This is a genomic window from Listeria sp. SHR_NRA_18 (genome assembly GCF_003856515.1).
Classification (GTDB): Bacteria; Bacillota; Bacilli; order Lactobacillales; family Listeriaceae; genus Listeria_A; species Listeria_A newyorkensis.
In genome coordinates this window covers 1-11,333 of sequence record NZ_QPKR01000001.1, presented here as the reverse complement: position 1 = coordinate 11,333, position 11,333 = coordinate 1, and the positions used below count along the sequence as shown (strand labels likewise).

Below are 11,333 nucleotides of genomic sequence, written 5' to 3'. Positions count from 1 at the left end.
GAAAAAGAAATCATCTATATTCATTGACTAATAGACAAACATTGCCTAAAATTGTACAAGTACAATGCTTTTATAAAAGGAGAGAAACTAATGGCACACGGCACAAAATCAGCTATTGTAAGACATTCTGGATTCCATAAATGGTGGATGTTACTCCGTCCGCACACACTGGTTGCATCATTCGTACCAGTATTTTTAGGAACCACAGTCGCAATGAGCTACGAAAGTTTTCATTTTACGCGCTTTTTAGTCATGCTAATATCGTGTTTCCTCATTCAAACCTCTGCCAACCTATTTAACGAATACTACGATTTCAAAAAAGGGCAAGACGATGAGCATACAGTAGGAAACGGTGGCGCAATTGTCCGAAACGGGATGAAACCAGGCTTTATTTTATTCCTAGCCATTTTTCTATACGTATTAGCCATTTTAGGCGGTATTTACTTATGCATGGACGTGAATAATTGGTGGATCGGTCTACTCGGCATTATCTCGATGGTTGTCGGTTATTTATACACTGGCGGACCATACCCGATTGCCTACACACCATTCGGCGAAATCATGGCTGGCTTTTTCATGGGAGGTATTATCACATTCATTTCCTTCTATATTCAAGCCGGATTTATCAGTTCTTTCATCGTCTACGTTTCGATTCCAGTGATGGTACTTGTCGGCAATTTACTTCTAGCAAACAGCATTCGCGATTTAGAGCCCGACAAAGCAAACGGACGCCTCACGTTGGCGATTTTACTAGGTCGAAAAGGAGCACTTATCCTCTTCACCTCCGCCTTCATTTTCGCGTACGTATGGGAAATCGCGCTGATTTTCACGGTTGAAGCAACTCCGTGGATTCTGATTATCCTACTCAGCGTTCCCGAAGCAATCAAAGCCGTTCGCCGCTTCATCGGAAAAAGCGTTCCAATCACAATGGTTCCCGCGATGAAAGCAACAAGCAAGGCCTTAACATTCTTCGGAATACTACTAGCCATCGCGTTTTTGATTAGCTTACTAAGCGCGAATATGGTTGATTTTTAAACCGCAAAAAGTACCAGCAAACCTATCACGGCTTGCTGGTACTTTTTAATTTTGCGAACTGACTTCTGCAATCGTTTCCTTACTCTGCACATATTTCGTCAACTCAATCGACAAATCGTACCGCAAGAATGGCGTAATAATATACACACCATTAAAATGCTCACAAATCGCGTCGAGAATTTCCTTCGCAATCGCCATGCCTTCCTCGCGCCCAGTCCCGCTTTTATCCGCTTCCCGCATCCGCTCCCGAACCTCATCCGTCAAACGAATACCTGGAACTTCATTATGGAGAAACTCGGCATTCCGACTAGAAAGCAACGGCATCACACCAACAAAAACAGGAACCGTAATCCCAGCTTCGACCAGCGCCTCTTTCAATTGCACCGCTTTTTCCGTATCATAGATCGGTTGCGTGATAATATAATCCGCGCCGTATTCCACTTTACGCTCAATCAAACGCACCGCCTTATCTAGCTTCAGCACATTCGGATTAAACGCGGCCGCCACTTGGAATCGTGCCTTCTCCTTCAACGACTTCCCGGTATACGAAATCCCATCATTGAACTTTTTAATCAACTGCACAAGTTCTACCGATCGCAAATCAAACACCGATGATGCGCCTGGGAAATCGCCAACTTTACTCGGATCTCCCGTCACGGCCAGCACATCCTGAATCCCCAACTTATGAAAACCCATGATATGCGAATGCATCCCAATCAAATTATGATCCCGCGTCGTCAAATGAATGAGCGGCCGAATATCATACTCCTGCTTCAAAATCGCAGCAAGCGCCATGTTACTAATCCGCGGTGTCGCCAGCGAATTATCCGAAATCGTGATCGCATCCACACCCGCAGCATCGAGCTTCTGCGCCCCTTCAAAAAATTTCGCTGTATCAAATGTCCGTGGCGGGTCAAGCTCCACCAACACCGTATACTGCTCCTTCACCTTATCCGTAAGCCTCACACCCGCGTCTTCCGCTGCATCCAACTCCGCCAATTCCAAAATCGGATGAACCACTTTTGACGTCACCGGTTTCAGCGATTTCAAACCTCTTCGCAATGCCCGAATATGATCCGGCGTCGTGCCACAACAACCACCGATCAAACGCACACCTTCCTGCCTGAAAATCTCGCCATACTGCTCAAAATAATCCGTTTCCGTCTGATAAACGACTTTTCCCTCATCCATCTGCGGTAAACTAGCATTCGGATATGCCGCCAGGTAAGCATTTTCGAGCAACGGCACACTCTCAAGCGCTTTGGACATATGATAGGGACCTAGTCGACAATTCGCGCCAACGACATCCGCTCCCAAATCCGCCAATTCCTGTAACGCCGATGCCAACGTTTGCCCACTTTGCAAAAGTCCTGGTTCATGCATCGAAACATTCGCGACAATCGGCAAGTCCGTCGTTTCCCGCGTAATTTTTAACACCGTTTTCAGTTCGTCAAGATCATAATACGTCTCCAGCAAAATCGCATCCACGCCCTCAAGCAACAGACAGTACAATTGCTCCCGGAAACTACGCTTAATCTCCTCCAAACTCGGCGCCGCAATTCGGGCATCATTCGCCCCGTTAATCCCGCCAATCGTGCCAAAAATATACACACCAGTTCCCCGCGCCGCCTCTTTCGCATGCCGCACCGCCGCCTGATTAATTTTTTTAATATCATCTTGTAAACCGTAACGCGACAACTTAATATAGTTCGCGCTGTAGGTATTTGTTTGAATAATATCCGCTCCAGCCTCGATATAAGCCCGATGGATCGCAACAATATCATCTGGATGCGATAAATTCAACTCCTCAAAGGAACGGTCAACCCCATAAGAATAAAGCAGCGTACCCATTGCACCATCAGCAATTAAAACTTTTTCACTTAAATCGCGGCGTAAATTCATCAACGAGCACTCCTTTCCACTGTATAGGTAAGCGCTTGTTCGAAGTCTTTGATCACATCCGCGATATCCTCAAGCCCCGCCGAAAAGCGTAATAATCCTGGCGTAATGCCGAGTTTCAACCGTTCTTCTTCTGGAATCGCCGCATGAGACATCCTCGCCGGGTACGACAAAATACTCTCCACTGCGCCAAGACTCACCGAAAACACCGGCAATTTCGCATGATTCACAAACTGGCGCGCCGCCTCCTCGCTACCGAGATCAAACGACAACACCGCGCCCGCCGAATCCGCCTGTCTCTGCTGAATATCATAATCCGGATGACTCGCAAGCCCAGGATAAAAAACCGCCTTCACCCGATCATCCGCTTGCAAAAATTCCGCCAGTTTTTGCGCTGACGCCGTGCCCACACTCATCCGCACAGCAAGCGTCTTGAGGCCACGCAACAACAACCAGCAATCCTGAACGCCGAGCACGCCACCCGTCGAATTTTGCATGAAATAAACCTGTTTCGCGAGCTCCTCATTATTCGTCACCACAAGCCCCGCCAAAATATCGCTATGGCCCCCGATAAATTTCGTCGCACTATGCACCACCATATCCGCGCCCAAATCAAGCGGTCGTTGCAAAGCCGGCGTCAAAAACGTATTATCCACAAACGTATAACAATCATGTTCCTTCGCAAGTCGCGCCACCGCCGCAATATCCGTCACGCGCATCAATGGGTTCGAAGGCGTCTCCACATAAACCAACTTCGTATTCTCCTGAAAAGCCGCCGCAACAGCATCCAAATCACCCATATCCACAAACGTATGCGTAATCCCAAACCGTGGCAAAACCTGCTCCGTCAACCGAAACGTACCGCCATACACATCCCCAGAAATAATAAAATGATCGCCCTGCGACAACGTCAAAAGTGCCGCTGAAATCGCAGCCATCCCAGTCGCAAACGCAAAACCATGCGTCCCATTTTCCAACTTAGCAATCGCTTCCTCCACAGCCTGACGCGTCGGATTCCCCGATCTCGCATAATCGAACTCATGATAATTATCAAAATCCGGCTGATGGAACGTCGATGACAAATGAAGCGGTGTGTTCAGAGCACCAGTCGCCTCATCAATCCCAAGACTCGCATGCACAACCTTCGTATTAAAAGAAAACCCCTCACTCATGCACGCTCACCCCTTCTTTTAAAACAGCCGCAAAAGCCTGATCCAAATCAGCAATTAAGTCATCACTATTTTCAATCCCAACCGAAATCCGTAAAAGCTCATCCGTCAGCCCATAAGATTCCCGAAGTTCGCGCGGCACATCCGCATGCGTCTGCGTCACTGGATACGTGATCAAACTCTCTACGCCACCCAAACTCTCCGCAAACGTAAACAACTCCAAGCTACGCAATAACGGCGAAACAAGCGTAGCATCCTTAATCAAGAAACTCACCATGCCGCCCTTTCCAGGATACAGCACCTTCGTCACAGCCTCGTGACCCTCCAAAAACGCCGCCACTTTCCGCGCATTTTTCTGATGTTGCTCCACCCGCAAAACAAGCGTCTTCAACCCACGCATCAATAACCAACTGTCAAATGGCGAAAGTACCGCACCAATCGAATTATGGAAATCGCGCAACTGCACAGCCAACGCCTCATCTTTCACAATCACCGCACCCGCAAGCACATCATTATGCCCACCAAGATACTTCGTCGCACTATGAAAAACGATATCCGCACCCAAATCCAGCGGCTGCTGCAAAATCGGCGTCAAAAACGTATTATCCACAATCACCAGCAAATCATGCTTCTTAGCAAAAGCCACAACGGCCGCAAGATCCGTTTCCACCATCAAAGGATTCGTCGGCGTTTCAATAAACACAGCCTTCGTCGCCGGTGTCAACAAACCTTCCAAATCAGCCAAATCCGTCGACTCCCAATAAGAAAAATCAATGTTATACTTTTTCGCAATCAATTCAAAATAACGATATGTACCACCATATAAATCCCGTGAAGAAATAATATGATCGCCACTCGCAAACAACGTAAAAATAAGCTGAATCGCACTCATACCCGAACTCGTCGCAAAACCAGCCGTTCCATTTTCAAGTGTCGCGAGTGACTCCTCCAAAACCTCACGCGTCGGATTTCCCGTTCTCGTATAATCATACCCTGTCGAAACACCCAGATCTTCATGACGGTATGCAGTCGACAAATATATCGGCATGTTCACAGCACCAGTCGCTCCACTTTTTCGATTTCCAATTTGCGCTACAATTGTTTCTTTCTTTAACTTTGTCATTCCAATCCCCTCCATCAATTTAAAAAGCGCCAGGAGTAGCAACATGATGCCGTTCCTAGCGCCTAATTTCCTATTATTTTATCACTTTATACGCTTCACGAATTTCCTTCGTCGCATTGACCATATCTCGAAGCGCCTCAACCGTTTCCTTCTCTTTACGCGTTTTCAAACCACAGTCCGGATTCACCCAGAACTGACGCGCATCAATTACTTTTAAAGCTCGACGAATGTTCTCTTGAATCTCACCCGTCGTCGGAACACGCGGGCTATGAATATCATATACACCCAGACCAATCTCTTTATCGTAACCAACCTTCTCAAACGTTTCGATAATTTCACCGTGGCTACGAGACGTCTCAATCGAGATAACATCCGCATCTAGCGCACTAATCGTATCGATAATATCCTCAAACTCGGCATAACACATATGCGTATGAATTTGCGTATCATTCTTAACCGAAGTCGTCGTTAACTTGAACGAATAAACCGCATCATCCAAGTACTTCTGCCATCTTGAACGCTTCAGCGGCAATCCTTCACGCAGCGCTGGCTCATCGACTTGAATCACACGAATTCCAGCCTCCTCAAGCGCCTCCACCTCTTTACGCAGCGCCAAACCAACTTGATTCGCAACCACATAATCCGGCACATCATCACGCACAAACGACCAGTTGATAATCGTCACCGGCGCCGTCAACATCCCCTTCACAGGACGATCCGTTAGCGATTGTGCATAAACGCTTTCCTTCACCGTAATAGCTTCCGTAAACGCCACATCCCCGTATACCAATGGCGGACGCACCGCGCGCGACCCATAAGACTGCACCCAACCAAATTTCGTCGCTTGGAAACCATCCAACTTCTGACCAAAATACTCCACCATATCCGTTCTTTCAAACTCACCGTGCACCAGCACATCCAAGTCCAAATCCTCTTGAATCCGAATCCAGCGTTCCGTCTCCGTCTCAATAAATTTCTCATATTCCGCGTCCGTAATCACTTTCTTCAACCAATCCGAACGTTTTTTCCGAACCTCAGGCGACTGCGGAAAACTACCGATCGTCGTCGTTGGCAATAACGGCAACTGCAACCACTCATGTTGCAACTTAATCCGCTCCGCAAACGGTAAATCACGCTTCACCTCCACGTTCTCTAAATTACGAATCGCTTCCTGCACCTCCGCATTATTCCGGTGATGCGAACCATTAATCGCACCCAGCGCCGCCCTCGCATCCGTAAATTCCGCCGTCACATCTTCCCCATTCAATGCCTCCGTCAGCGCCACTAACTCCACCAACTTCTCATCCGCGAATGACAACCCACCAAGCAACACCCCATCCAAATCAGGCTCACTCGCTTTCGTCACCGGCACATGCAGTAATGAACTCGACGGCTGCACAATTAACCGCTCTTTCGGCACCACTTTTGCAATCCGCTCAAGAAGTCCTAATTTCGCATCCAAATCCGCACGCCATACATTACGACCATCAATCACTCCAGCCGCCAAAATTTTATCCTCCGGGAATCCAAATTTTTCAAGCGCTTCGATCGACTCACCATGATCATGCACAAAATCCACACCAATCGCATCCACCGGCAGTTTCACAACCTCTTCAAAATAATCAAGACTTTCGAAATAGGTTTGCAATTCAATCTTCAAATTAGGTGCAATGTTCTTAAATAAAGCATAGACCTCTTCAAACAACACCAACTCTTCCTTATCAAAACTAGTCGCTAAGTAAGGCTCATCAATCTGCACCCATTTCACACCAGCATTTTGCAACTCCTTCAAAATTTGACCATAAAGCGGAATCAGCTGATCCAACAACCCTTTAAAATCATCATTCCCCTTCGCCAATTTCAAATACGTAATCGGTCCAACAAGCACTGGCTTCCCATCAATACCAAGCTCTTTTTTAGCTTCCTCGTAATAAAACAACGCCCGATTCTCCGTCAACTGCGGCTTCGCATCCACAAGCTCCGGCACAATATAATGATAATTCGTATTAAACCACTTCGTCATCTCCGAAGCAACCGCCCCATCATTCCCACGCGCAACCTCGAAATATGTATCAAGATCCACTTTCCCAGCCTCATAATTAAATCGTTTCGGCACAATCCCAAAAGTAATACTCGTATCTAAAATGTGATCATAAAAAGAAAAGTCCCCAACTGGAATCAAATCAATCCCTTTGTCCTGCTGTTTCTTCAAAGCTTGTAAACGCAATTCTTTAGTTTCAGAAAGTAATTGCTCTTCAGAAATCTTATGGTTCCAATAATTCTCAAGTGCCTTCTTCCACTCCCGTTTCTCACCTAAACGCGGATACCCTAAATTTGAACTTTGAACTTTCGCCATTTCACATCACCATTCCCTCATTATTTTTTTCATATAAAAAGCCTCCCCAGCAAAGAACCAGAGAGGCTACGAATATCCGAATTTTACAGACACGCATTCACTCTCTTATCTTTCGAAGCATCATACTTCGCAGGATTTAGCACCTTTTCAAAAACTGAAAGGTTGCCGGGTTTCACAGGGCCAGTCCCTCTACCACTCACAATAAGAGTTATTATATGAAATTAATTACATCCAGTTCCGATGTATTGAACTTATATTACCATCCCACGAAATTCCTGTCAACTAAAAAATCACGGCATTGTCAAACTTTTTCGAGCATTCCCGAAAAACAACGCTAAAAACGCTACAACCAGAAGCCCTGTAATCACAAAATAAAACACATCATTACCAAACAAACCAATCATAATTCCCGTCGCAGAAGGCCCAATAATACTCCCCAAACTAAAGCTCATCCCGACTAAAATATTCCCCGCAGGCAAAAGCTCCAGTGGCGTCAAATCCGTCATATAAGACAATCCAAGCGAATACATCGACCCCAGAAAAATCCCCAGAACAAAAAACATCCCAATCAATACAATACTATTAGAAACAAAAGCCGTCACAAAAAACAAAACAGCCCCCACCCCCACAAAAATAGGCAAAACCTTTGCCCTACCAATCCTATCACTCAAAATCCCAATCGGAACTTGGAATAAAATCGTCCCAACAGAAAAGGAAGAAATAATCGTCACAACCATCGCCTGCGGAATCCCATCCCGAAGCCCCACAATCGGAAAAGTAGCATTAAGCGCCGTCTCCAATATGCCATAAACAAAAGGCGGAATCATCGAAATCCAAGCAAGCCTAAATACGTCCGAAAATCGCTTTATACTTCCAAAAAACGAAATTTCGCGTATAACTGCCTTCTCAGCAACAAACTCATTCCTAAGAAACCACACAAGCCCCCAAGCAATAATCACCATAATCCCCGATATAAAGAACGGCAAGTTCACATTAATCTCCATTAAATTCACGAGTTGTGGTCCAACAGCAAACCCCAACGAAAAAAACAGACCATAGATAGCCATATTACGTCCACGCTTAGAAGGATGACTCATAGCACCAATCCAAGTCTGCGAAGAAAAGTGCAACATATGATCCCCCACACCAATCAGCAGTCGCAAAATAAACCAAAAATATAAATTAAACCACAGTGGAAATAGTAATAAAGCAACCGCTACAATCCCACCACCAACAATAATAATAGGTTTGTATCCAAATCGGTGTAATGGCGCCTCAATAAATGGCGATACTAATAAGACCCCTATATATATCCCAGTAGCATGGAGCCCATTCAATCCCGAAGAAATCCCATTTCCCTCAAATATAATCGAAATCAAAGGCAACAATAAGCCTTGAGATAAACCAGATATAGCAACAACCACTGTCAAAATCCAAAATTTAAATCTATTGCTTTTCATACCTATCCTCCTATGCATTTTTTGCATTAAAAAGAACAATGCCATAAATGACATTGTTCTTATAATCAGCGATGACCCGTACGGGATTCGAACCCGTGTTACCGCCGTGAAAGGGCGGTGTCTTAACCGCTTGACCAACGGGCCTAAATATTAATTCTAGTTTCGCATCTTTTATACTGGCGGAGAAGGAGGGATTTGAACCCTCGCGCCGCGTTAACGACCTATACCCTTAGCAGGGGCACCTCTTCAGCCACTTGAGTACTTCCCCAATATAAACAATTACAAGCTCCACAGGCAAGACTCGAACTTGCGACCGATCGGTTAACAGCCGATTGCTCTACCAACTGAGCTACTGTGGAATAATATGGTGGGCCTAAATGGACTCGAACCATCGACCTCACGCTTATCAGGCGTGCGCTCTAACCAGCTGAGCTATAGGCCCACAATAAAAAAATAAAGAGCGGGTGATGGGAATCGAACCCACGACAACAGCTTGGAAGGCTGTAGTTTTACCACTAAACTACACCCGCATTATCCAAAATTTCATAAAGGCGGCTAGTGGGAATCGAACCCACGCATGCCTGAACCACAATCAGGTGCGTTAACCACTTCGCCATAGCCGCCGCTATCGCTAAATATGGTGCCGGCTGCAAGAGTCGAACTCGCGACCTACTGATTACAAATCAGTTGCTCTACCAACTGAGCTAAGCCGGCTTAAGATACAAACAACTATAAAGGTGGCTTGGGACAGAATCGAACTGCCGACACCTTGAGCTTCAATCAAGTGCTCTACCAACTGAGCTACCAAGCCATAAGTAAAGCGGTCCCGACGGGATTTGAACCCGCGATCTCCTGCGTGACAGGCAGGCATGTTAACCCCTACACCACGGAACCACCAATTGCGGGGACAGGATTTGAACCTGCGACCTTCGGGTTATGAGCCCGACGAGCTACCAGACTGCTCCACCCCGCGACAATAATATTATTTTATCCACAAATCACTAAGAAGAAAAAGGAGGAAGAGGGATTCGAACCCCCGCGCGGTCTTACCCGCCTGTCGGTTTTCAAGACCGATCCCTTCAGCCAAACTTGGGTATTCCTCCATGATATAATAAAAATAGTGATTGGTGGACCTTGCAGGACTCGAACCTGCGACCGGACGGTTATGAGCCGTCTGCTCTAACCAACTGAGCTAAAGGTCCAAATTAAAAGGTAGCGGCGGAGGGAGTCGAACCCACGACCTTTCGGGTATGAACCGAATGCTCTAGCCATCTGAGCTACACCGCCAATATAATAGATAAGCGTACCTTTACTCACAAAAAATTTGGTGGAGCCTAGCGGGATCGAACCGCTGACCTCCTGCGTGCAAAGCAGGCGCTCTCCCAGCTGAGCTAAGGCCCCTTCATAAAAATATGGGATATTTTCTTAATGGTCGGGAAGACAGGATTCGAACCTGCGACCCCTTGGTCCCAAACCAAGTGCTCTACCAAGCTGAGCTACTTCCCGAAAGTGCGCCCGAGAGGATTCGAACCTCTAACCGCTTGATTCGTAGTCAAGTACTCTATCCAGTTGAGCTACGGGCGCATTATATAAGTATATGGTGCCGAGGACCGGAATCGAACCGGTACGGATATCACTATCCGCAGGATTTTAAGTCCTGTGCGTCTGCCAGTTCCGCCACCCCGGCGTTAGAAACTTTATAATGGCAACTTACATTTTGGAGCGGAAGACGGGGTTCGAACCCGCGACCCCCACCTTGGCAAGGTGGTGCTCTACCACTGAGCTACTTCCGCATCATTATAGAATGCGGGTGAAAGGACTTGAACCTTCACGCCTCGCGGCGCCAGATCCTAAATCTGGTGCGTCTGCCAATTCCGCCACACCCGCAAAAATGAGCCGTGATGGGCTCGAACCATCGACCCTCTGATTAAAAGTCAGATGCTCTACCAACTGAGCTAACGGCTCACAATACAAAAACGATACTATGAGAAATATATGGTGCCGGCTGCAAGAGTCGAACTCGCGACCTACTGATTACAAATCAGTTGCTCTACCAACTGAGCTAAGCCGGCCTGATTAAATGGGGGCTAACGGGATCGAACCGCTGACCCTCTGCTTGTAAGGCAGATGCTCTCCCAGCTGAGCTAAGCCCCCTAAAAATATGTACATTGCCCGGCGACGACCTACTCTCACAGGGGGAAGCCCCCTACTACCATCGGCGCTGAAAAGCTTAACTTCCGTGTTCGGGATGGGAACGGGTGTGACCTCTTCGCCGTAACCACCAGACAATG

Annotated in this window: 6 protein-coding genes, 22 tRNA genes, 1 rRNA gene and 1 riboswitch; of the genes, 1 reads left to right on the top strand and 28 read right to left on the bottom strand. The window is 46.8% G+C overall.

All coding sequences use genetic code 11. The features are described from left to right. The first annotated feature begins 90 nt into the window (after positions 1-90). Positions 91-1,035 (top strand): 1,4-dihydroxy-2-naphthoate polyprenyltransferase, encoded by a 945-nt coding sequence (locus DUK53_RS00145; protein WP_036133277.1) that lies wholly within the window; start codon positions 91-93, stop codon positions 1,033-1,035. A 45-nt stretch (positions 1,036-1,080) separates the two neighbouring features. Here DUK53_RS00145 and DUK53_RS00140 read toward each other — a convergent pair whose 3' ends face one another. From DUK53_RS00140 to rrf, 28 genes are all read right to left on the bottom strand, one after another. Continuing rightward, a complete protein-coding gene (locus DUK53_RS00140) occupies positions 1,081-2,937 on the bottom strand; it encodes a bifunctional homocysteine S-methyltransferase/methylenetetrahydrofolate reductase (RefSeq protein WP_036133279.1) in 1,857 nt (618 codons plus the stop codon). After that, positions 2,937-4,106: a cystathionine beta-lyase gene (gene metC / locus DUK53_RS00135; RefSeq protein ID WP_036133281.1), complete on the bottom strand. Its 1,170-nt coding sequence runs from the start codon at positions 4,104-4,106 to the stop codon at positions 2,937-2,939. Before metC ends, DUK53_RS00140 begins: the two co-directional genes overlap by 1 nt. Continuing rightward, a complete protein-coding gene (locus DUK53_RS00130) occupies positions 4,099-5,226 on the bottom strand; it encodes an aminotransferase class I/II-fold pyridoxal phosphate-dependent enzyme (RefSeq protein ID WP_036133319.1) in 1,128 nt (375 codons plus the stop codon). The genes metC and DUK53_RS00130 overlap by 8 nt, the downstream gene beginning before the upstream one ends. Positions 5,227-5,299: 73 nt before the next feature. Beyond that, positions 5,300-7,582 carry a 5-methyltetrahydropteroyltriglutamate--homocysteine S-methyltransferase gene (gene metE / locus DUK53_RS00125; protein WP_036133283.1) on the bottom strand — a complete coding sequence of 761 codons (2,283 nt, stop codon included), beginning with the start codon at positions 7,580-7,582 and terminating at the stop codon, positions 5,300-5,302. Positions 7,583-7,684: 102 nt separating this feature from the next. Further along, positions 7,685-7,790, bottom strand: a riboswitch (SAM riboswitch). Between the two features lie 82 nt (positions 7,791-7,872). After that, on the bottom strand, positions 7,873-9,042 hold the full coding sequence (locus tag DUK53_RS00120) for an MFS transporter (RefSeq protein ID WP_036133286.1): 1,170 nt from the start codon (positions 9,040-9,042) through the stop codon (positions 7,873-7,875). A gap of 72 nt (positions 9,043-9,114) precedes the next feature. Continuing rightward, a tRNA-Glu gene (locus tag DUK53_RS00115) sits at positions 9,115-9,186 on the bottom strand. Positions 9,187-9,219: 33 nt separating this feature from the next. After that, positions 9,220-9,310: transfer RNA gene (locus DUK53_RS00110), tRNA-Ser, on the bottom strand. 18 nt (positions 9,311-9,328) lie between these two features. Continuing rightward, a tRNA-Asn gene (locus DUK53_RS00105) sits at positions 9,329-9,401 on the bottom strand. A gap of 6 nt (positions 9,402-9,407) precedes the next feature. After that, positions 9,408-9,484 (bottom strand) — tRNA-Ile (locus DUK53_RS00100). Positions 9,485-9,501: 17 nt separating this feature from the next. Then, positions 9,502-9,572, bottom strand: a tRNA-Gly gene (locus DUK53_RS00095). Between the two features lie 20 nt (positions 9,573-9,592). After that, positions 9,593-9,665, bottom strand: a tRNA-His gene (locus DUK53_RS00090). Positions 9,666-9,680: 15 nt separating this feature from the next. Continuing rightward, positions 9,681-9,756 (bottom strand) — tRNA-Thr (locus DUK53_RS00085). Between the two features lie 24 nt (positions 9,757-9,780). Continuing rightward, positions 9,781-9,853, bottom strand: a tRNA-Phe gene (locus DUK53_RS00080). A gap of 10 nt (positions 9,854-9,863) precedes the next feature. Next, positions 9,864-9,936, bottom strand: a tRNA-Asp gene (locus tag DUK53_RS00075). Between the two features lie 5 nt (positions 9,937-9,941). Further along, a tRNA-Met gene (locus DUK53_RS00070) sits at positions 9,942-10,015 on the bottom strand. A 40-nt stretch (positions 10,016-10,055) separates the two neighbouring features. Further along, positions 10,056-10,145 (bottom strand) — tRNA-Ser (locus DUK53_RS00065). A 22-nt stretch (positions 10,146-10,167) separates the two neighbouring features. Next, a tRNA-Ile gene (locus tag DUK53_RS00060) sits at positions 10,168-10,244 on the bottom strand. Positions 10,245-10,255: 11 nt separating this feature from the next. Further along, positions 10,256-10,329: transfer RNA gene (locus tag DUK53_RS00055), tRNA-Met, on the bottom strand. A gap of 38 nt (positions 10,330-10,367) precedes the next feature. Continuing rightward, positions 10,368-10,443, bottom strand: a tRNA-Ala gene (locus DUK53_RS00050). A 28-nt stretch (positions 10,444-10,471) separates the two neighbouring features. After that, positions 10,472-10,548, bottom strand: a tRNA-Pro gene (locus DUK53_RS00045). 4 nt (positions 10,549-10,552) lie between these two features. Beyond that, positions 10,553-10,626, bottom strand: a tRNA-Arg gene (locus DUK53_RS00040). Between the two features lie 14 nt (positions 10,627-10,640). After that, positions 10,641-10,729: transfer RNA gene (locus DUK53_RS00035), tRNA-Leu, on the bottom strand. A 31-nt stretch (positions 10,730-10,760) separates the two neighbouring features. Continuing rightward, positions 10,761-10,835: transfer RNA gene (locus tag DUK53_RS00030), tRNA-Gly, on the bottom strand. Between the two features lie 12 nt (positions 10,836-10,847). Then, positions 10,848-10,929: transfer RNA gene (locus DUK53_RS00025), tRNA-Leu, on the bottom strand. Positions 10,930-10,934: 5 nt separating this feature from the next. Beyond that, positions 10,935-11,007: transfer RNA gene (locus DUK53_RS00020), tRNA-Lys, on the bottom strand. Positions 11,008-11,038: 31 nt separating this feature from the next. Next, positions 11,039-11,114: transfer RNA gene (locus DUK53_RS00015), tRNA-Thr, on the bottom strand. 9 nt (positions 11,115-11,123) lie between these two features. After that, a tRNA-Val gene (locus tag DUK53_RS00010) sits at positions 11,124-11,196 on the bottom strand. Positions 11,197-11,212: 16 nt separating this feature from the next. Continuing rightward, positions 11,213-11,328 (bottom strand): 5S ribosomal RNA (rrf, locus tag DUK53_RS00005). Positions 11,329-11,333 lie beyond the last annotated feature (5 nt).